Raw genomic sequence first — 20,858 nt, 5'->3', positions numbered from 1 at the left:
CTATACTTACACTTATGAAGATAATAAAAATAATACCTCTAGAGGTATTATAGTTTTATGATAACATTCGATATAGTTAGGGTCAATAAATCCGACTATACCAATAGGTATTATATTAGCATAGCTTTTAGCTATAGCAAGAAGAATATTTCTATGTATATAAAAAGACCGCCTTTACCAAGCACAGATGAAACATGATAAAGGCGGTCATCCCCAAGATGGAGAATTCCAAGCTATTTATAAAATACATAAGGAATTCACTTTATTAAGGATATACTATATTTAATTTATTTAGCATGTTTAGTTTTTATATACATAGCTACCTTGTACAAGAACGTACAGAGTAACAAGTACATTACGATACTAAGGTATGTCGCTTCAGGTGTTTCTACCCAAGCTTGAGCGAATACATCAACACCTGCAATGCGAAGCACTGCACTGAATAAAGAGCCAATAGCACCACCGGCTACGAGACCAGAGGCAATTGTACTACCTTTGGAGAAGCGAAGATCTGCCAATTCTTTATCTTTTGTACTATTTTGTACAAGATACGCAATCAAACCTCCGATAAGTAATGGTGTATTAATTTCCATTGGCAAGTATGTACCCAAGGCAAATGCCAACGGCGGAACTCTTACCATCCACAAGATAATTGCAAATAATGCACCAGCCATGTAAAGAGGCCATTGAGCACTACCACCAGTCATCATTGGCTCAATGATTGCGGCCATAGCGTTCGCTTGAGGTGCATTTAATGCATGATCTCCTACAAATCCATAAGCATCGTTTAAAAGAATCATAACACCTACAGAAAGTACGGCACAAAGAATAGTACCAACGATTTGCCATTGTTCCATTTTTTTAGGTGTAGCACCTGTCATATGTGCCACCTTAAGTTCAGACATAAAATTACCAGCCATCCCAATAGTAGTACCAATAAAGGATGCCATCATGAGGACTGCAATCATACCGACCTTACCAGTCATACCTGCTGCGGTTAAGCATACAGCGGAGATAATAATCATAAAGATTGTCATACCTGAAACTGGTTCTGTACCTGTATAAGCGATGGAGCTAATCCCCACTACAGATAATAGGAATGACATAATAAGAACAATTAAGAACGCTACAATTGTTTGTCCGAAGCTTTCAGCATACATAAAATGGAAATATACTGCAAATAAAACTGTACATAACAAGATGCCAGCACCAATCCAAGATGTAGGTACATCACGTTGTGTACGAAGCAAATTAACATCTACAGTTTTAGAACTAAAGATATCAAGCACTGCATTTTTAACAACATTTGCTACCACTTTAGACATTGTAATTAAACCAATAATGCCTGCCATAGCGAGCATGCCGATACCAATATGACGAACATAATCGAGGAATACCTTGCGAATTGGGGCCTCGCCCAATGGAACTGCATGACCGCCAATTTGCATAATATGTTCAGGTGCTAAATAGTACACAATCGGAATACATACAAACCAAGAGAAGAAAGAACCGGCTGCAATGATAGCCGCATAGCGAAGGCCCGTGAAATACCCAAGGCCAAGCAATGCTGCATCAGTATCTACCGCTGCAGTTAGCTTAGTTTGATCTGCAAGAGCTGCCCCCCACTTAAAGGTAGCAGTGCGAATAACCTCTTGCCACCACCCTAAACTATTAAGAATAAAGTCATACACGAGAGCAATTAAACCAGAGCCAAGCATAAGTTTTGCTTTGCTACCTTCATTACTCATCAATACTTCCGCTGCAGCACGACCACTTGGGAACGGATACACATAGTGCATTTCTTCAACGAAATAGCGACGGAACATAACGCATAATAAAACACCTAAAACGCCGCCAAGAATGATAGGGATCGCCATTTGTACAAAGGATACATCTGTTACATTCCAGATGTAAAGGGCTGGCAAAAAGAACATAGCCCCTGCTAATGTGTTCGTACTAGAACTAGCGATAGCTTGAATGTGTACCGTTTCGGCAAAAGCATTTTGTCGCTTTAAAATAACTGCTGTACCCATAGCAAGTACAGATACTGGTGCAAAGGCATCTACTGTTTGACCGATTTTCAAACATAAATAGCCAACAGCCAGTGTGAAAACTGCCGCATAGAACAAGCCCCAGAAGACTACATATGAGTTAATCTCTACGTAATCTTTCTTAGGATCTAACACCGGTTCTATGGGTGGAATGGAACGAACCTCGTCCGACATAGTAAAACCTCCTCACAGAAAAAGTACAAACGTATAACTATTCACCTTTATACTAACACGGTACTACACATGGTTCAATGGTTTTCTATGCACTATGCGAATAAAACAATACATCCCCTATAAATAATTATTTTGCATTTTTAGCGTCCCTGTTCTACAATGAAAGTATATTAAGAATCTCTATTATGTAACGGTATCGTATACTGCCCTGTATAACACGTATGTTTACTTACGAGGAGGCTCATTATGGAATCAATGATCGAACGTTTTGTACGCTATACGAGCATAAATACACGGTCTAATGAGGAAAGTACAACCATTCCTAGTACTCAAACTCAAGTAGACTTTGCTACGAATGTGCTCGTCCCCGATTTAAAAGCAATAGGATTAGATGAGGTTATTTATAATCGTGAAAATGGTTTTGTCATCGGCACATTAAATGCTAACACTGATGAGAAAACTCCTTCCATCGGCTTCATTGCCCATATGGATACAGCTGATTATAACGCAGAAAATATTAAGCCCCGTATCGTAGAAAACTATGATGGTAGTGATATTTGCCTTAACGAAGAACATCAAATCTTCACCCGTCGTACAGATTTTCCTAACCTAAAAAATTACATTGGCAAGTCCTTAGTTGTAACCGATGGTCTAACACTTCTTGGTGGTGATGACAAGGCTGGCATCTGTGAAATCATGGAAGCCCTTGCCTATCTCGTATCTCACCCAGAAATTAAACATGGTAAAATCATGTGTGCTTTCGGTCCAGATGAAGAAATCGGTACTGGTGCTGACCACTTTGATGTCAAACAATTTCCTGTAGACTATGCTTACACTATCGATGGTGAAAGCCTAGGCCAACTCGAATATGAAACCTTTAACGCTGCTGGCGGTACAGTAACCCTCAAAGGCGTATCCGTTCACACAGGTACTGCCAAAGGCATTATGATCAACTGTGCTAAACTAGCTATGCAATTTGACGCTTTATTACCAGGAGCAGCTGTTCCTGAGCACACATGTGGTCGCCAAGGTTTCTTTATGCTCATGAACATGGAAACACAAGTAGATACCGGTAAAATGAACTATATTATCCGCGACCATAATAAGGAATTGTTCGAAGCAAAAAAAGCATTCTTCTTACAAGCAGGTCAAACATTGAATGAAATATATGGGCGTGAGGTATGTGAGGTCTCTGTAAAAGACCAATACTATAACATGTACGATATCATCAAAGACAATATGGAATGCGTAAACGTAGCCAAAGCAGCAATGAAAAAAGCTGGAATTACACCTATTTGTGATCCTATTCGCGGTGGCACAGATGGATCCAAAATCTCCTTCATGGGCATTCCTACACCAAATATTTTTACAGGCGTAGAAAATCTACATGGTCGTCATGAATTCGCATGTATCGATGATATGAAAAAAGCTGTTGAAGTTATCGTTAATATTATAAATATTGAAAAATAATAATATTAGCAAAGCAGTACTAGATAACCAAAAAGGACTATACGAGTCTAGGCTCGTATAGTCCTTTTATTTTACATTTTACGCAAGCTTACCATTATGTTTACGATTCCTAATTTCTTCTTCTTCAGCGCGAGCTTTCAACGAGAGGTCTCTCTCAGTCCCCACATAACGGCCATATAATAAATAATAGGCAACCAGCGCAAGGAGCGCAACAACAACAGTTACATGGAACATACTAGCATAACCTACAACCTCTTTAACGGCACCTAAAATATAGGGGCCAAAGCCAAGCCCCATATCCAAGGCAATGAAGTATGTAGATGTGGCAACACCAATACGATGAACAGGTACTATCTTAACAGTGACAGCTTGTCCGTTGGACATAAATGTACCATATCCAAGGCCAACAAACACAGCCGATAAAAGCACAAGCCATGTGGAGTGAGCGATGGATAATAAGAAAATACCAAGTGCTAAGGATACAAAACAAGGATAAAGAACAAAGTTTTCCCCTTTCATATCAAAAACGATGCCAAGCAATGGTCTTGTTATAGTAATAACTACGGCATATACAACAAAGAAGAAAGTGCCCGCCATAATAAGATCTAGATCTTTTGTGTAAGCCGCCATAAAGCCAATAACGCCAGAGTAGGCAAAGCCGACTAGAATGGAAACAAGACTGATTGAATTCATCCGTGGTTCAATATAGTCCGAGATTCTAATACCCTTATGTCCTTCAGATTCGATACCAAGTTTAGGTTCATTAAATTTCATGATTACAGAGCCAATACCGCAAAGGATGATAAGTACAACACAGAATGCAATGATAAAATCATAACCAAGACTATGAAGCATCAATATACCTAAGAATGGTCCTACTGCAGCGGCAAGAGAAGTAGATAAGCCATAATAGTTAATCCCTTCCCCTCGACGTGACGTAGGAATAATAGCAGCTATGATAGTACTTGTAGCAGTAGATGTAATACCATAAGCAAAACCATTTAAGAAGCGAACACTATCAAGCATTAGTAAATTAGGTGTGTAGAAATACATAGCTGTTGAAATCAAGTAAATCAATAACCCTAAATAGAGCATCTTGCGACATCCTAGGATACTGATAAACCGCCCTGCCAATAAACGGGCTACAACGGTGCCAATAATATATATACCAACAGCAAGTCCCGCTTGACTAGCCGTAGCATGAAGATTATCTTTTGCTACAACCGCAATAATAACGATTAATAAATAATAAATCAAAAATACTAAGAAATTAATCAAAGTATCAAGGACAAAGGATTTTGTCCATAAGGCATCCTTAGCCTTATCCATAATATCAACTCCATTTTTTAAAATTATTGTCAACCAGTTTACGACAACGGTTAATTATAGACCTCTCAATAAAAAAAACAAGAATTAATATATTATATATCTCATCAATTTTATTTATAACAAACTATATATTCACACTAAATATGCATTATTCTCCATTTTAATATTTCATATATTTTTACGATATAAAAACACCTTCAACAGTGACAGATGAGACCAAAAGGCTCAAAGCCAACTATTAAAGGTGCTACCTTAAATATTTATTTTGTTTTTAAACCACAAGCTTTGAAGAAGTTCTTGTACGCTTCAGCCTTTTTCGCTAGGCTCAACGGATAGGCACGTGATGTAGATGGCAAACGTGTCAACGTTAATTCCCGGCCATTAAATACAAAAGGAATTGTTTCACCAGTTTTAGGTAATTTAACCTTTTCTGGCAAAAGACTCAATAAAATCTCCGTAGCCTTGCCACCTGTTGTACCAATATGCTTACAGTCAGGGATTTGCTCCAGTACGTCCGCAAGTGGAACTGGTTCAACGACCTTAAGAAATGCATCAGATGCATTCCCTTTTTCGCGAATAGCTTTTAAAACAGTAGGACAAGATGCAATTCCAGTCTCAGACAAAAAGGCTTTAATCTTCTCAGAATCCATCGCTTTTTCCTCACCATTTCTAAAATGATCCTTTTCATCAAAGAATACGAGGCCAAATACACGCCACATATCATTTTGGAAATTTGGATAATGGAATTCCATAGCACGTTTTGATTGTTCTGGAGGAAATGTGCCCATCATCATAACTGTTGCCTTCTTCGGTAAGAATGGAGGAAATGGTCTTGTTTCAATTGTTTCTGCCATATAGCATCAACTCCTTTCACATTCTAATATGAACTTAATTTTCAATACAATATATGAGATACATCACACATTATAATCCAATTGGCTCCTATGTGAAAGCAACTAAAGAACTTGTTAAAATATATCAACAGACTTATATTATCTATCATTATTGACCAATTGGTTGAGAAACCAAGGTATTAATATGATCAAAACCAACTGGTGTCGGAGATACGAGGTACAAGCAAATTACAGCAGCCACGGCAAAACCGATTGCCAAATAAGAGAAACTGCCATTCCGAGGGAATTCATACATACCAAAGAGGCGTATCCCTATAGCAGCACCGATGGCCGTAATCAAGGACGGTATAGAAAAAATGTTATAAAAGCCGAATACTACCATAAGACCTGCATAGCCACCTACTACAGTAACCATAGGCAACATGCGATCCATTGGATTTGGAATAGATCGCATAAGTGCCGCTGGGTAATATGAAGCCTCTACACCAAACATGCCTAAGAATATGTTAAAACCAGCCCAAATGATGTCCCATGCACTTCTAAAAACATCTCTATGCTTACCGGCATACCATGCAAAATCTGTAATGATTAAAATGGCTAGACCTGCACAGACAAAGTAAAATTCACTAGGAATTTTAGGACCTATATAAGCACCTACAGCTGTTACAATAGCACTCAAAACAGATGTTATTATTACACGCTGTAAACGAGGCCGTTTATTTTCAGGAATGCGTTTATACACAGTAGCCAATAATTCTAAAACGAAGCAAGCCATAAAAATAGCAATGCCTGCAGCAGGAACAAAGAAAGCGCTTACCAAACTCAAAATGAAGGGAATGCACAGGCGCCATTTAGGGAATAAGACAAGATCTTTATAATCTAAACGAATATCTTGTGTTTCCATAGTGAAGTTGTTGTACACCACAAAGAGTAACATAAAGGCGATTACGTCAACGGCAGTTGCACCCCAAATCAATAAAGTTGGTACTACAACCATAGATAAGGCTACCCCAGAAAGGCGAGATAAGCCTGCAGCCACTAAGCCCAGTAATAAAAACGGTATTAAAGCAGATATAATTTCGAGCATAATATTCCTCCCATCATTGTATAAATTTAAGTATATAGTATCTACCACACTACATCAAGGAGAGATATATTTTTTCATAGCTAGACGCTTTCGCACAGCAGAGGTAGAGCAGCCCATCACCTGTGCAATCTTTGCAACTCCATAACCTTGAGCACGTAGTTTTTTAATCTTATTTTCGTCTAGATCAAGAGTATTTGCCCTTATTTCTATACCTTGCTCTCGCAAATAAATTGCCACTGTAGAACCACGTATCCCATAAGCTAGGCCAATGTCATCTGTACTCATGTGATGATGAATATATAAATAAGCCATCTCCTCTACGCGCATAGGCTTTCGAACTTTAGGAAGTAAACAATTTCCCATATGCCGCAATACATGGTGAACTTTCCATCGCGATATACCATACATACGAGCAATGGCATCTGTACTATTTCCACTTTTATAGGCCCTACATATACGCACTACATCTATAGAGACGTTCTTATTTGATTGCTGACAAGCCAATCCATATTCCTTCAAGCGATTCGCCATCGTCGTGATAGAAACATCATAACGCTTTGCTAATGAATGGAGCGACCACTTACCGGTCTCATACAAAGCTTGTACATGAACCATATTGATTTCTTTCTTCAAAGGCCTCCGCTCGATTTCGTACACTTTCATACGGCGCATGATGGTATCAACACTACATTGAAAATAGTCCGCCACATCGCGAATGCTCCATTGCTTCTCTATATATAATTGCTGCAACAACTGTTTTGGTATAACACGCACATTTCGATACATAATTTTACCCTTCTTTATAAACAAACTCCTTCCCCTATTATTGTGAAAGTTTCACTAGAAAAAAACAATAAAAAAGAGGTTTCTAATAGTCACATAGGTGACCAATAGGAACCTCTTTCAATATGTAATTATATACCCCACATTATGATATGTGTCAGTATGGTTGCTATACCACATCAGTGCACAATCCGTTATTATTTATTTTCCAATAAAACCATAATTGGTTTATGCGCTTATAAATAGATTACTTCATTAGCGATATCTACGTTCAAGAGCTTTAGGTTTACTTAAAATGATAGACCATTTCATCCCCTCTTTTAGAGCACGGTTAGTTTTACGACCACGAGTTGAAGTCGCAGCTGGAGCAGTAGGCGCAAGTGTAATGCCTACATTTTCAATAAGAACTTGCCCCTCTTTAGCTGCCTTATCTCGTTTAAACTGAGCCAGTCTTTCACTTAAGGTCGGATCCGTAACAGCCTCTCTATCTAAGCGAGTCTTACTAGTATTATAATTTGGAGTACTACTGGAACTTTTCGTTGATAAGGCTTCAATATCTCGTTGAGCTGCTGCAGCCTCTTCATTGAAATGTATGTCTTTCATAGTTTGCGATGGAGCTTCTGGTTGCTGATCTATAATCGGTTTATCTTCATAAGGGTCCCGATAAAAGTCATCAGCCTTAGACAAATCATCCATAGATGGTTCATCTAACTTACGTTCTATGGAGATGCCATATTCGCGCTCCATATCTTCCCAAGTTCCGCCACTAGAGCTTTCATACTCATCATACTCATCAGATTCTTCAGTATTCTTATTTTTTATAATAGAAAAAGCAATGTACGCGATAATACCTAAAACAAAGATTGGATTATGCGAAAAGATGGATAGCACTGAAGACAAAATAGAGTCCATAGCTACTCCTATTCACCATCTGCTAAATTTTCACGCATTTTAGTATCTGCAATAATATTATTCATATTATAGTAATCCATAACACCTAGATTACCGTTTCTGAAAGCTTCTGCCAATGCTTTAGGGACTTCAGCTTGTGCTTCCACAACCTTAGCTTGCATGTCTTGTGTTTTAGCACGCATTTCTTGTTCTGTAGCAACAGCCATTGCACGACGTTCTTCCGCACGAGCTTGAGCGATTTTCTTATCCGCTTCCGCTTGGTCAGTTTGCAATTGAGCGCCAATGTTACGTCCCACGTCTACGTCAGCGATATCGATGGACAAGATTTCGAATGCAGTACCCGCATCAAGACCTTTACCCAATACAGTACGAGAGATATGATCTGGGTTTTCCAATACATCTGTATGTTCTTCAGAGGAGCCTACAGTCGTTACAATACCTTCACCTACGCGGGCGATAATTGTGGCTTCACCAGCACCACCAACGAGACGATCGATATTAGCACGTACAGTTACACGAGCACGAACTTTCAATTCGATACCATTTTTTGCTACTGCAGAGATAATTGGAGTTTCAATAACCTTAGGATTAACGGACATTTGAACCGCTTCCAATACATCACGACCTGCGAGGTCGATAGCTGCGGAACGTTCAAAGGTCAATGGAATAGATGCCCGTTCAGCGGCGATCAAAGCATCTACAACGCGGTCAACGTCACCACCAGCGAGGTAATGTGCTTCCAACTGATTTACATTCACATCAAGACCCGCTTTATTAGCTTTAATCAAAGGCATTACGATTTGAGACGGATTTACACGACGTAAGCGCATACCTACAAGTGTAAAGATACCAACATTAACGCCCGCTGCTAGAGCCGATATCCAAAGCCCTAATGGCACAACATATAAGAATACCATAATACCAATCAGCAAAATGGGAATCAAAATTAAAATACCTACATCCATAATAACCTCCATTATTTACAACGATGTTGTGAAAGCTTAATCACACTTTCTAACAATATTGCGGCCACCTACAACGCGAAGTACCACAATAGGTGAACCGGCATCGATGAAGTCACCTTCGGTCACAACATCTACCAAATTACCATTAATTTTAGCAATACCTGCAGGGCGCAGTGTTGTATGAGCTACGCCTTTCTTGCCAGCCAAATCTTCTAATACATCATTAGATATATAACCAGCTTTTGTCGTAGATCGTTGCCCTAAAGTAAACAATTTGCCTAGCCAAGTCTTTTCAAAGTGATTAAAGAACACGATGATAATGACAATTAACAGGGCTGTTAATCCTAGCACGGCATACAATGCTATCGTACCTTCCCCAAGAGCTACATAAACGCCCCAAAGGAATGCGCAATAACCGATAAGACCTAAAATACCGCCTGGTACTACGAGTTCTACAGCCATCAAGGCAACGCCGATAGCCATCCATATTAAAAACTCCATAGGCCCTCCTCTCTATAATTAATTTTATACAACTTATATGTTCATTATACAATATTGAGGATAAATTATAAAGACACTAAATAAAAACGACTACTTGCGCAGGTACAACCTGATTCAGTAGTCGTTTATTATACTGAGTACAAATCAATTTACTTTATGACCTCAAGGTTATATTCCAAGATTTTAAAGAGCCATGATATTATACTTCTGTTTTTTTCAATTGGTCATTGCCAACGCCTGTTTTTTGAAGGATTAACAAGCTAATGCTCATGGCCATGCCTACTACAGTGGCAAGGCCCATCCCTTTTAATACAACAGGACCAACCGCGAGTTCTGCACCACTAAGACCTACCACAAGGATAACGGATGTAAGAATCATATTAACAGGATTTGTGTAATCTACTTTGCGTTCTACTAACATACGCAAACCAGATGCTGCGATGATACCGAACAATAAAATAGATACACCACCCATAACAGGTACCGGAATAGCATGAATAAGAGCTGCTACCTTACCTACAAAGGATACAATCATCGCTAAAACTGCGGCACCACCGATTACCCATACGCTGAAGCAACGAGTAATAGCAAGTACGCCGATGTTTTCACCATATGTCGTATTTGGTGTAGCACCGAAGAAACCAGAAAGAATATTTGCAAGGCCATCACCAAGCAAGGATCTTTGTAGACCAGGCTCTTTCATCAAGTCTCTGGCAACGATGTTACTAGTTACAACCAAGTGACCAACGTGCTCAGCAAATACTACAAAGAGTGCTGGCATAATCATGATAATTGCATTGATATCAAATACAGGCATGCCGTAGAACTGAGGCAATGAAAGCCAAGGAGCAGCTTCTACACCAGAGAAGTCAACAACTCCCATCACAGCAGACAATACATAACCGGAGACAACCCCAATAAGAACAGGAATAACAGCTAAGAAACCACGGAATACAACAGTTCCAAGCAAGGTAACAACTAAGGAAAACATCGAGATAATAACAGCTTGGCTATGGCTCATGCCTAAATCTTGATTGCCGATAAGGCCAGACATACTCATCGCTACTGGCGCTAATTCTAAGCCGATAATAGCTACGATAGCACCCATAGCTGCGGGCGGGAATAATTTATCAATCCAACGCGTACCAATATAACGAACGAGAATAGATAAAATAACAAAAGATAGACCAAATACAACGAAGGCCCCTTTTGCAGCTTCATAACCAAGACCTGCAGATAACACCCCTGCTACAGGCGCAATAAAGGCAAAGCTAGAACCAAGATATGCAGGGATCTTACCCTTACACACAAATAAGTACAATAATGTACCAATACCATTCATAAACAATGCCGTCGCTGGGTCTACTTTTAATAAATACGGTACTAATACAGTAGAGCCAAACATGGCAAATAAATGTTGAAAACTAAGTGGTAACATTCGGCCCCATGATGGGCGTTCTTGAATATCAATATAATCTTTCATCGTTTCTCCTCACACACAATATAACGATGCTAAGTTCATATAGTACAGTCCTTAAATATACTCTATGAATTTACACAAACAGATTCATCTTATGATACATAAGTTAGATATTAACGTTCAAATTTAGTCTGTCTACGAGTCGACTTTTTAGAAGACCGTGGTTTAAACGGGCCAGGCATATTTGTGTTATTAGTACGCTTTGGAGCGGCAGGTTTGAAACGACTTTGTGTTTCTTCACGCAAAGATGGCAAATCCTCAACTGTACCAACTTGCTTTACCCCTTCTACATTACGACGACCAATACTTGCCAACAACCCAATAGCCATGAAATTCATCAGTAATGAAGAGCCGCCATAACTAACAAACGGTAACGGTACTCCTGTTACAGGCATGATACCACATACCATGGCGATGTTAAACAAGGCCTGCCCACTGATAAGCAATGTTATTCCCATTGCTAACCATTTTCCGAATTCATCACGAGCCTTATTAGAAATGCGAAACCCAAAATAGGTAAAAGCTGCAATCAGAACGACAACAAACACTGCACCAATGAAGCCCATTTCTTGCGCCCATACAGCAAAGGCAAAGTCCGTGTGTGCTTCTGGTAAGTAAAAATACTTTGATGTACCTTGCATAAAGCCTTCGCCTAAAATGCCACCAGAACCTACAGCCAACAAGCCTTGAACGGTTTGATACCCCATATCCTGTGCATGAGGCCAAGGATCAAACCAAGATTGAATACGTTCCCAACGATATGGCGACATACGAGCTGCAATAAAGCCAAGAAATCCAGCTATCGCAAAAGCACCGCCAAAGAATTTTCCATCAAAACCCGCTAAGTAAATCAGCACAAAGGAAAATCCAAAGATTAGTACAGTAGTACCCATATCTGGTTGCAAGATCGTTAAAATTGCAAATATAGTTGGCCATATTAACATTGGCAACATATAACTTATACGTTCACTAAAATAACCTTGTAAATTAATGAGTGGGTTAATATGCCTTGGTTTCCCCCATTTTCGCATAGTACTCAATTTAGCCGACGTCCATATTAAGGCTGCTAATTTCGCAAATTCTGAAGGCTGTATCGATACGGGGCCAATAACAATCCAACGACGTGCACCATTAATAACAGCACCAACCGCGAGAACCAAGATCATACCAATGAGTGTGGCAATCATAATTCTTTGCAACATGTGAGGCTTCTGTAACTGACGGTAATCATAACGATACAAAATAACGCCTACCGCCATAGACAAAAGCAAGAATGTCATGTGCTTTAAAAAGTAGCCTAATAATCCTGTATTTTCATAGATAGAGCTGATATAAGTAGCACTAAAGATATTTACACTGCCTATAATTGTAATGAGAAGAATAGGTAAGAGCATACCTTGTAAGTCATTTTTAAAGAGTGAGCCCCACCGACTATCCCCCTTATTCGGTGTTTCCATGTTAAGCCTCCTTTTGTACTTTTGGCTTAATTGCTTCTAAGCGGAAAATAGGTTGACCTTTTTTACTAAATTTTTCTTCATATTCAGTTTTTACATTTGGAAGATCCGTACTATGTAAATCATACGTTACATTTTTAAGCTCCCAACCGCATTCTTTGAATTCTTCGAGAGAAAACATAAACAACCCTTCATTATCCGTCTTGAAGTGGACTTCACCACCATCTTTCAAAAGACGAGCATAACGGTCGAGGAATGTGTGATATGTAAGGCGGCGTTTTGCATGTTTCGCCTTAGGCCAGGGATCACAGAAGTTAATATAGAAACGATCAACTTCACCTGGTGCTACTATCTCTTCAATACCTGCAATATCAAATAGAGAGACCTTTGCATTGTTCCGTTCCCCTTCAAAGATTTTTTGTGCTGCGTAATAAATAACCCCCATCTGAACTTCAAAACCTACGAAGTTAGCATCTGGATACGCTTCAGACATGCCCGCAATAAAGCGACCTTTCCCGGTCCCTAACTCCATATATAATGGGTATTCAGGATGCTCAAATAATTCACGCCATTTGCCTTTGTGCTCTTCTTGGCCAGACAAAATGATATGAGAGTCATATTCGTGAATTGCTTCATCAATCCACGGTTTTCTACGAAGGCGCATACTTTCTCCTTACATCTATTTTTAATAATATATTTATATTTGTTTATATTTATTATTACAGGTCTTATACCTATCTTATTAATTATAGAAAAGGGGACCTTAAACGTCAATTACATTCTATGTATTTAACCCTAATCACTAAAACTGTGAAAGTAGAAGCTATAAGAAAAGACCTACTTCCGAAAGAAGTAGGTCTACATTTTATTGGAAAATCATAGCTTCTAAATTTTCAATTTGATATTGACTTAGGCCAAGTTCAGATAAACTCTTTTCAGCTGCAGTGAAAAGATTATTTTTACCAACTCGAGTACCTAATGCTGCCGCAGCGACCAATTCACGGTCCAATTTACCTAGACGTGAACGATTACGATTTTGAGGTTTTGGTTTTTTCATACGGAACGTATTATATTGAACCCCCTCTTTTGCTTCCTCAGCTTTCGGCTTTGTTAAAGGTGCCCCATTAGTGCCATTCCCCAATAAAGCACTAAGTCCTGTTTGCTTTGGTACCAATTTTTCGTACTCATCGCCAAACTCAGGGCGTTCATCACGTAATTGATCAAATGTAGCTAAAGCAGCATTCATTTGTTTCAAGCCAGCAGCAGAGTAAAGTTGACGAATGGCGATACTCACCTCTTGTGGCGTCAACGTGCCTCGCTCAATAGCAGATGCAATTACACTCTTTAATGCACCTTGATCACCAGACGCAGTATAGCGGCCAATTTCAACCAAGTCTTTCTGACGTGCATTAAGCTCTTTTGGCGTATATATATTTATCTCAGATATAGATGGTGCCTGTTTAGAAGGTTGTTCTCCCGCCCCATTAGCCTCAAACATATAGCCACCGGCAACGATGGCCACGGCTAATGTTAAGGTTAATACTCTTTTCAACGTCTTACAATCTCCCTTATCATTAATACTAATTGTATAATACTGCAATAGTAGCGTACATTATCAATGGATTTATTTTACTGTTCTACTGTAATACATACTGTAGATATTATTATATAATACTTCATCTAATTTTTATAGTCCTATTCGAAAAAAATCTATAATCTTTTAAGAAATTATATATATTTATCTATAAAAATTATATAATTATAAACTCTACTTAATAACGAGCCCAAATACAATGCTATTACTTTATTAAAGAGACTATGTACATCTAAAAAATAAAGATAAGAAACTTATTTTTTACCACCACAAATCAAGATTTATATAAGTAAGTTCTCTGCATAAAAAAAGTAGATATCCCCAAAAGGATATCTACTTCTATGCACCATAAATTACACATAATACGATATGAATTTGTGTCATTTTTTGATTTATAAAACAAGGCCAAATTACATATTTACTTATTTGGGCTTTCATATATAGTTTTATAGCCGCCTGTCGTAACAGCCACGATTTGTTCAATTTCCTCTGTTGGATCCTCCGTAAAAGTAAAACTTTCACCAGCATCAAAGGATGCACTCGTCCCACAAGAGGAACTCAAATCGCGCGGCACAGGACGAAGTTCTATATTACTTACCCCTTCAGGAGCTTCTCGCTTGAAGCGAATCGCACCGAAGTGAGAGTAAAAAGTAGCAATATATTTCATAGACACTCAACTCTAGCTAACAATACCGAATAGGATAGTAAAGCATAATTATAGTATACGATAATCATGCTTTACGTTAATCATACCATACATAATCTAAACATTTACACTCTAATCATATGTAACCTAAGCATATTCAATTTACGCATTTGAACGTTTTGTATTAAGCACAGCAATGATGAGCGCCACTACAAAACCTATCCCTACAGCGATTTGGCCATTCAATGTAGGACCAGCGCCAGAAGCAGCTAAACCAAAGTTATGAGCAAATGCTGCGCCAGCTGCAAGGCCAAGCACAGTAACAGCAGCGTCAGAGTTACCTTCACCAGTCATGATCAATTGACGTAATGGGCAACCACCGAGCAATACACTACAGAAACCTACAAGAGCCATACCAAGGAAGTTCCACAAACCATCTGTATGAGCAATTGGTTGGTTTTCAAAGCCAAGATGGAAATTACCAAAACTAATATTTACTACAAATACACCTACAAGTACTGCAAGGTACCCAAAAATAAGAATAGATTTTTTGAACAAGAATAAATCACGGAAGCCACCAACCGTACAAAGTCGGCTAAATTGAGATAAGCCACCTACGACAAGACCAGCCGCCAAAGAAATGAGCCATGGAGCATGCATAGCGCCAGGACCTTTTTGGCTAAAGAAGATAAATGCTGGTGCTGTTACAACAAGTACGAGCAAAGCTACTTGAATAGCAGGCATCATAGCAGATTCTAATTTGCTCAACGCATACGTACGTTGTAAGGAATAGCCTCGTTTCAAGAAAATAGTACCAAAGCCAATGCCACCTGCAAAACCGGCAATACCGAATAAGGCATTTAAATCACCACCGCCGAGACGCAAAATCATGCGAAGTGGACATCCAAGGAACATTAACGCACCAATCATAACAAAGAAGCCGAGAATAAAACGAATAATTGGAGATGAACCACCTCTACTTTGGTGCTCGCCACGAATCATGGACAATACATAAGCCCCTAATATAAGACCGATAATTTCTGGACGAATGTACTGTACAGGTGCAGCACGATGCATCCCAAGAGCACCTACGGTGTCGCGAATAAAGCAGGCAATGCAGAAGCCCATATTAGCCGGATTACCAGCTAATACAAGGAAGGCTGCAATAGCGCCAATAATAAGGCCTGCAATAATTAAATTTCGTTTTTCATGAGACCCACTCATAATAATCTCCTTTCACCCTAACTACACTATAACTATATGAGTATACGCTCTTATCCTATCAAACATTATACTCATGATATAATAACCATAAATACACCTTGTTATTCATGGAGATTACCTATGAGATCTATCTATTTAGACAATGCTAGTACCACCTTTCCAAAGGCACCAACTGTGGCTAGTGCTATGTCAGACTATATAACGAATAGAGGCATCAATATCAATCGTGGCTCCTATGCCCTCGCCTATTATGTAGAGGATATTATCTATACAACACGGCAGCGATTAAACAGCTTATTTAACGGACACGATCCTTCTCATGTCTTTTTTACTCAAAATGTGACGATGAGTTTAAACATGGTTATCAAGGGGCTATTGAAAGCAGGAGACCATGTACTGATTAGCTCTATGGAGCATAATGCTGTCATGAGACCGCTCACACAGCTACTCAATGAAGGTATTACCTTTGATACTATCCCTTGTGATACTACAGGTTCTATCAAATTAGACGCTATTGAGTCACTCATTCGTCCAAATACAGTAGCTATAATTGTTAATCACGCGTCCAATGTATGTGGAACCATACAACCTATTAAAGAAATCGGTATAATCTGCAAAGATCATAATCTACATTTTATTGTAGACACAGCACAAACGGCTGGTATCATACCTATCGATGTAAAAGAATCTCAAATAGATGCCCTCTGCTTTACAGGTCACAAAGGCTTATTAGGCCCTCAAGGTATAGGTGGCATGATCTTAACCAAAGAAATGGCTCAATCCTTAACTCCTCTTATTGCTGGTGGCACTGGTAGTTTCTCACATTTAGAAACGATGCCTACGAATATGCCCGACGCCTTTGAGTCAGGCACATTAAACCTACCAGGCATCATAGGTCTCAACGAAGGTCTCACCTTTATTGAATCAAAGGGTATGGAAAACATTCACAACCACGAGCTGGCTTTAACAGAAGCCTTCCTCAAAGGCTTACGACCGATAGATGGCATTAACATCATTGGTAAGCAAGATGTTCAGGACCGAACTGCTGTCGTCTCAATTACAATTGATGGAGCTGATGCTGCGAGCGTTGCTTACGAACTAGAATCAACCTATCACATCATGACGCGCGTTGGACTCCACTGTGCACCACGAGCACATCAAACTTTAGGTACTTATCCTGAAGGAACCGTGCGCTTTTCCTTTGGCTATGCTAATACAATGGAGGATATTGAAACTGCATTATCTGCGTTAACAACAATAGCAAATAAGATCTAATAATCAAAACTATTAAGGCTATGTACTTTAAGTATATAGCCTTTTATGCTTCACACAATCGACCAATAGCATCAGCACGACAACGCTTACAATGTGTCATTTGCGGTACGTAATGACCAATAAATTGACGCATATTGTCGATTTCCTCTGATGTTGGACTACGATGATTTTCAAAGGCCGTATCGTGAACAGGAATCATCGCAATACAGTTCATCAAATCTACGCCCCATGTTTCCGCTTGTTTAGCAATAGCTGGCACATGGTCCATATTTACATCAGGCACTACTACCGTATTAATTTTAACAATGATGTTCTTTTCCTTTAGTTTTCGGATACTTTCAGCCTGACGCTCTAATAGAATACGCGCCCCTTCGATACCTTTGTAGATTTTCCCATCGTAACGAACCATAGCATATACATTTTTTGCAACTTCTGGATCGATGGCATTAGCCGTAATCGTTACATGTGTAATCCCTAAATCAGCAATTTCATCAACATAATCAGGCACTGCCAACCCATTACTAGATAGACAAAGCATAACATGAGGAAAATCTTTTTTCACAAGTCGGAACGTTTCAAGCGTCTTATCCACATCACACATAGGATCCCCTGGTCCTGCAATACCAACAACAGATATATCCTTGCGAGCATCAAATACCTTATGTACAAAGGCCGCTGCCTCATATGGCGTATATACATGTTGCGTTACACCAGGTCTATTTTCATTCGCACAGTCGTACATGCGATTACAATAATTACACTTAATATTACAATTCGGAGCTACTGGTAAATGTAAACGGCCCCAATTAGCAGAAGCATCCTTGTTGTAACACGGATGGTTTTGTAGGAAACTTTGTCCTTGAATCTCTTTCATAGCTAACCTTTCCGACCAAATCTAATGGCATCCTTATGACACACATGCAAGCAGTCACCACAATTGGTACAATTCATTTCATTTGGTCGTGTTCCCATTTCACATACGCGCAAGCATGCATCACAATTGTCACAATCTTTCGTTTTATAAATTTTAAAAATAGAAATCTTGCGAAGCAATTCCATAACGCCCCCAAAAGGACATACAAAGCGACACCAAGCATTGGCGATAATGAGAGAACCAGCAATAATTGAAACTACGGATATGGTACGAGCCGCCCAATACCATTCGGAAAACTGCATGGATAAAATAACAGCATTAAAGTATTCATCGCTCGTCCGTATAGGAATCATGATACGGGGATTGCCAAATTTATAATATACTACGAGACCTAAAATTATTGTTGCTACCATGCCTAGTTGAAGGAAACGCATATAATGTTTACGATTTCTTAGTGGCCCCATAGAAATCTTGCCGAGCATTTGATTGACCCATCCACTTGGGCAGAACCAACTACAAAAAGCGCGGCCAAAGAAAACAACCATAATCGGCAGGATGATCCACCACGCGTAAAAATACGTTGTGATGCGCCCCCAGCAAGTGATCATGGAGCAACTTTCACAGCTCACAAAGGGTACGATATAGGGACAGCGAAACACACCAAAGTATACCCATTTCCCCATGATAAAGAGAAAGATAAATTGAACAATACGACGCCAAAGCGTTAAATTCTTAGGAGCCTTAGATCCAGATATACCAGAGCTTGTTTGAGCCCCACAGGTTGTAGATGATGGACATTGATTACACATCTTTTACACCAAACCTTTCTATCAAATCGAGACCTCTCGCACTATGAACGGATGTAAATCCGTGATTTTCTAAGATTTGTTGTCCTTCTTGGGAACGTGTAAATTCAATATAATCGGCAGCCAACGCACGATCTTGTACATATTTCATCGTGTTAATGGTGAAAGTCAGTGGTGCAGGTGGCACAAACTGTGCAGGTATGTCGAAATATTCGATACGATCCTTAAACCGGTCATGTGTGGTAAGGCGTTTTTCAATGATGGACACATCGGCCTTGCCTTCTACGAGATCACACATCATGGAGATAACACAAGCATTTTCTGCTATCAAGTTTTTCATGATGCCATCGGTTAACCCAGACAGTTTCATGACGCCCTTTACAGATGCACTACCTGGAGGAGATGCACCCAACGGCAACATGACGCGTACACCGGGCTCCGCCATATCTTTAAGATCACGAATACCGGCAGGATTACCTTTAGGTGTGACTATGACGTAGTCTGTAAAACACAGCGGCTCAAAAGCGATACTTATCCCTTTTTTGCGCATATTTTTTGCTAACTCTAATCCGCGAGCTCCAAAGATTTCGGTACGACTTTTTTCTGCCAACAAAGATTTACCAATAGCCCCTGCAAAGGCACCAGTGTACTGGATATTATGCCCTGTGTGCATCGTATAGACCTGATTCAAATCAAGAAATGCTTCCGATAACCCACCACAAGTCCACACTTGAAGGGAGTCAGACTGCGTTGGCTTGTAGGCACCACGTATAAACGAAGGTACCGCTGAGGCCGCCGCTAAAGCTAAAGCACCACCAATAAACTGGCGACGGGATATATCTTTTTTCAAAAATCCCATGTACTTACCACCTTTCACTGAACTTTACAGTAAATATGTATATACTTTTATTATAGTATAAAACCTATAAGTTTTTATGAGCATATAGATTTGGTTGATTAATTTAGTTATATAGATTAGGCATATAAGTTCTATTTTTAATGGTATTATTATAAATTTCTAAGATATATTTTTATATCTAATTTCTTGAATATTTATTACACTCAATGAATATACTTGTTTACTAAGAGTATCAATACTTTAAATCATATTATGCTCACAACGCATAACTAAAAAGGGCTTATTGGCTCTATAGACTATATCCCTCACAACTATGGTTAATTCTTAATTACAATGTATCATTCATTAGGAGAAATAAAATTATTAGTATTATATTCCCTCCCCAAAAACGCAAAAAGGCGGCACAACCAAATGGTTGTACCGCCTTGATTCATCAATTATTCAGCAGTGAATGGCAATAAAGCAATTGCACGTGCACGTTTGATAGATGTAGTCAATTTGCGTTGATGTTTTGCGCAAG

Annotated in this window: 19 protein-coding genes and 1 pseudogene; 2 read left to right on the top strand and 18 right to left on the bottom strand. The window is 39.2% G+C overall.

What is annotated here, in order from left to right; all coding sequences use genetic code 11:
* Positions 1-287: 287 nt before the first annotated feature.
* Positions 288-2,225, bottom strand: a complete 1,938-nt coding sequence (locus RYO55_RS06480; protein ID WP_314984711.1) for an OPT family oligopeptide transporter — start codon at positions 2,223-2,225, stop codon at positions 288-290.
* 246 nt (positions 2,226-2,471) lie between these two features.
* On the opposite strand from RYO55_RS06480, the gene pepT reads away from it, so the two are divergent.
* Positions 2,472-3,695 carry a peptidase T gene (gene pepT, locus RYO55_RS06475; RefSeq protein WP_314984710.1) on the top strand — a complete coding sequence of 408 codons (1,224 nt, stop codon included), beginning with the start codon at positions 2,472-2,474 and terminating at the stop codon, positions 3,693-3,695.
* A 78-nt stretch (positions 3,696-3,773) separates the two neighbouring features.
* Here the strand turns inward: pepT and RYO55_RS06470 are convergent, their stop codons facing one another.
* The 13 genes from RYO55_RS06470 to yedE form a co-directional block, all read right to left on the bottom strand.
* The gene (locus RYO55_RS06470; RefSeq protein ID WP_195394446.1) at positions 3,774-5,024 is read right to left on the bottom strand and encodes an MFS transporter; all 1,251 of its coding nucleotides are present in this window, start codon (positions 5,022-5,024) and stop codon (positions 3,774-3,776) included.
* A gap of 260 nt (positions 5,025-5,284) precedes the next feature.
* Positions 5,285-5,878 carry a DNA glycosylase gene (locus tag RYO55_RS06465; protein ID WP_221741339.1) on the bottom strand — a complete coding sequence of 198 codons (594 nt, stop codon included), beginning with the start codon at positions 5,876-5,878 and terminating at the stop codon, positions 5,285-5,287.
* 148 nt (positions 5,879-6,026) lie between these two features.
* Positions 6,027-6,965 (bottom strand): hypothetical protein, encoded by a 939-nt coding sequence (locus RYO55_RS06460; RefSeq protein ID WP_308521600.1) that lies wholly within the window; start codon positions 6,963-6,965, stop codon positions 6,027-6,029.
* Positions 6,966-7,019: 54 nt separating this feature from the next.
* Entirely contained in the window at positions 7,020-7,751 is a 732-nt protein-coding gene (locus tag RYO55_RS06455) for a sortase (RefSeq protein WP_221741341.1), read from the bottom strand.
* A 252-nt stretch (positions 7,752-8,003) separates the two neighbouring features.
* Entirely contained in the window at positions 8,004-8,660 is a 657-nt protein-coding gene (locus RYO55_RS06450; protein ID WP_314984708.1) for a hypothetical protein, read from the bottom strand.
* 8 nt (positions 8,661-8,668) lie between these two features.
* Positions 8,669-9,625 carry a flotillin-like protein FloA gene (gene floA / locus RYO55_RS06445; protein ID WP_314984706.1) on the bottom strand — a complete coding sequence of 319 codons (957 nt, stop codon included), beginning with the start codon at positions 9,623-9,625 and terminating at the stop codon, positions 8,669-8,671.
* A 36-nt stretch (positions 9,626-9,661) separates the two neighbouring features.
* Entirely contained in the window at positions 9,662-10,126 is a 465-nt protein-coding gene (locus RYO55_RS06440) for an NfeD family protein (RefSeq protein ID WP_314984705.1), read from the bottom strand.
* Between the two features lie 199 nt (positions 10,127-10,325).
* Positions 10,326-11,609, bottom strand: coding sequence for a uracil permease (uraA, locus tag RYO55_RS06435; RefSeq protein ID WP_278604930.1), 1,284 nt, complete (start codon positions 11,607-11,609; stop codon positions 10,326-10,328).
* Positions 11,610-11,719: 110 nt separating this feature from the next.
* The gene (locus RYO55_RS06430; protein WP_314984704.1) at positions 11,720-13,063 is read right to left on the bottom strand and encodes a putative peptidoglycan glycosyltransferase FtsW; all 1,344 of its coding nucleotides are present in this window, start codon (positions 13,061-13,063) and stop codon (positions 11,720-11,722) included.
* Position 13,064: 1 nt separating this feature from the next.
* Positions 13,065-13,724 (bottom strand): tRNA (guanosine(46)-N7)-methyltransferase TrmB, encoded by a 660-nt coding sequence (gene trmB, locus RYO55_RS06425; RefSeq protein WP_221741346.1) that lies wholly within the window; start codon positions 13,722-13,724, stop codon positions 13,065-13,067.
* Positions 13,725-13,925: 201 nt separating this feature from the next.
* Positions 13,926-14,612, bottom strand: coding sequence for a carboxymuconolactone decarboxylase family protein (locus RYO55_RS06420; protein WP_004697971.1), 687 nt, complete (start codon positions 14,610-14,612; stop codon positions 13,926-13,928).
* Between the two features lie 460 nt (positions 14,613-15,072).
* Positions 15,073-15,321: a DUF3343 domain-containing protein gene (locus RYO55_RS06415; RefSeq protein ID WP_295816227.1), complete on the bottom strand. Its 249-nt coding sequence runs from the start codon at positions 15,319-15,321 to the stop codon at positions 15,073-15,075.
* Positions 15,322-15,462: 141 nt separating this feature from the next.
* Positions 15,463-16,524, bottom strand: coding sequence for a YedE family putative selenium transporter (gene yedE, locus RYO55_RS06410; protein WP_314984702.1), 1,062 nt, complete (start codon positions 16,522-16,524; stop codon positions 15,463-15,465).
* A 120-nt stretch (positions 16,525-16,644) separates the two neighbouring features.
* On the opposite strand from yedE, the gene RYO55_RS06405 reads away from it, so the two are divergent.
* Positions 16,645-17,799 carry an aminotransferase class V-fold PLP-dependent enzyme gene (locus RYO55_RS06405; protein ID WP_314984700.1) on the top strand — a complete coding sequence of 385 codons (1,155 nt, stop codon included), beginning with the start codon at positions 16,645-16,647 and terminating at the stop codon, positions 17,797-17,799.
* Positions 17,800-17,842: 43 nt separating this feature from the next.
* On the opposite strand, the gene RYO55_RS06400 is transcribed toward RYO55_RS06405, so the two are convergent.
* The 4 genes and pseudogenes from RYO55_RS06400 to RYO55_RS06385 form a co-directional block, all read right to left on the bottom strand.
* A complete protein-coding gene (locus tag RYO55_RS06400; RefSeq protein WP_314984699.1) occupies positions 17,843-18,673 on the bottom strand; it encodes a radical SAM protein in 831 nt (276 codons plus the stop codon).
* Between the two features lie 2 nt (positions 18,674-18,675).
* Entirely contained in the window at positions 18,676-19,482 is an 807-nt protein-coding gene (locus tag RYO55_RS06395; protein ID WP_314984698.1) for a 4Fe-4S binding protein, read from the bottom strand.
* Positions 19,475-20,338 carry a substrate-binding domain-containing protein gene (locus RYO55_RS06390; protein WP_012863908.1) on the bottom strand — a complete coding sequence of 288 codons (864 nt, stop codon included), beginning with the start codon at positions 20,336-20,338 and terminating at the stop codon, positions 19,475-19,477. Before RYO55_RS06390 ends, RYO55_RS06395 begins: the two co-directional genes overlap by 8 nt.
* A 437-nt stretch (positions 20,339-20,775) precedes the next feature.
* Positions 20,776-20,858: pseudogene (locus RYO55_RS06385) on the bottom strand (30S ribosomal protein S18); the annotation flags it as partial.

This window comes from uncultured Veillonella sp. (assembly GCF_963551295.1).
GTDB lineage: Bacteria > Bacillota > Negativicutes > Veillonellales > Veillonellaceae > Veillonella.
This window is presented reverse-complemented; position numbering and strand designations above follow the sequence as displayed.

Excerpts from the sequence above, each read along its gene's own strand:
- RYO55_RS06480 (WP_314984711.1), bottom strand. The coding sequence starts at position 2,225 with ATGTCGGACGAGGTTCGTTCCATTCCACCCATAGAACCGGTGTTAGAT.
- pepT (WP_314984710.1), top strand. The coding sequence starts at position 2,472 with ATGGAATCAATGATCGAACGTTTTGTACGCTATACGAGCATAAATACA.
- RYO55_RS06470 (WP_195394446.1), bottom strand. The coding sequence starts at position 5,024 with ATGGATAAGGCTAAGGATGCCTTATGGACAAAATCCTTTGTCCTTGAT.
- RYO55_RS06465 (WP_221741339.1), bottom strand. The coding sequence starts at position 5,878 with ATGGCAGAAACAATTGAAACAAGACCATTTCCTCCATTCTTACCGAAG.
- RYO55_RS06460 (WP_308521600.1), bottom strand. The coding sequence starts at position 6,965 with ATGCTCGAAATTATATCTGCTTTAATACCGTTTTTATTACTGGGCTTA.
- RYO55_RS06455 (WP_221741341.1), bottom strand. The coding sequence starts at position 7,751 with ATGTATCGAAATGTGCGTGTTATACCAAAACAGTTGTTGCAGCAATTA.
- RYO55_RS06450 (WP_314984708.1), bottom strand. The coding sequence starts at position 8,660 with ATGGACTCTATTTTGTCTTCAGTGCTATCCATCTTTTCGCATAATCCA.
- floA (WP_314984706.1), bottom strand. The coding sequence starts at position 9,625 with ATGGATGTAGGTATTTTAATTTTGATTCCCATTTTGCTGATTGGTATT.
- RYO55_RS06440 (WP_314984705.1), bottom strand. The coding sequence starts at position 10,126 with ATGGAGTTTTTAATATGGATGGCTATCGGCGTTGCCTTGATGGCTGTA.
- uraA (WP_278604930.1), bottom strand. The coding sequence starts at position 11,609 with ATGAAAGATTATATTGATATTCAAGAACGCCCATCATGGGGCCGAATG.
- RYO55_RS06430 (WP_314984704.1), bottom strand. The coding sequence starts at position 13,063 with ATGGAAACACCGAATAAGGGGGATAGTCGGTGGGGCTCACTCTTTAAA.
- trmB (WP_221741346.1), bottom strand. The coding sequence starts at position 13,724 with ATGCGCCTTCGTAGAAAACCGTGGATTGATGAAGCAATTCACGAATAT.
- RYO55_RS06415 (WP_295816227.1), bottom strand. The coding sequence starts at position 15,321 with ATGAAATATATTGCTACTTTTTACTCTCACTTCGGTGCGATTCGCTTC.
- yedE (WP_314984702.1), bottom strand. The coding sequence starts at position 16,524 with ATGAGTGGGTCTCATGAAAAACGAAATTTAATTATTGCAGGCCTTATT.
- RYO55_RS06405 (WP_314984700.1), top strand. The coding sequence starts at position 16,645 with ATGAGATCTATCTATTTAGACAATGCTAGTACCACCTTTCCAAAGGCA.
- RYO55_RS06400 (WP_314984699.1), bottom strand. The coding sequence starts at position 18,673 with ATGAAAGAGATTCAAGGACAAAGTTTCCTACAAAACCATCCGTGTTAC.
- RYO55_RS06395 (WP_314984698.1), bottom strand. The coding sequence starts at position 19,482 with ATGTGTAATCAATGTCCATCATCTACAACCTGTGGGGCTCAAACAAGC.
- RYO55_RS06390 (WP_012863908.1), bottom strand. The coding sequence starts at position 20,338 with ATGGGATTTTTGAAAAAAGATATATCCCGTCGCCAGTTTATTGGTGGT.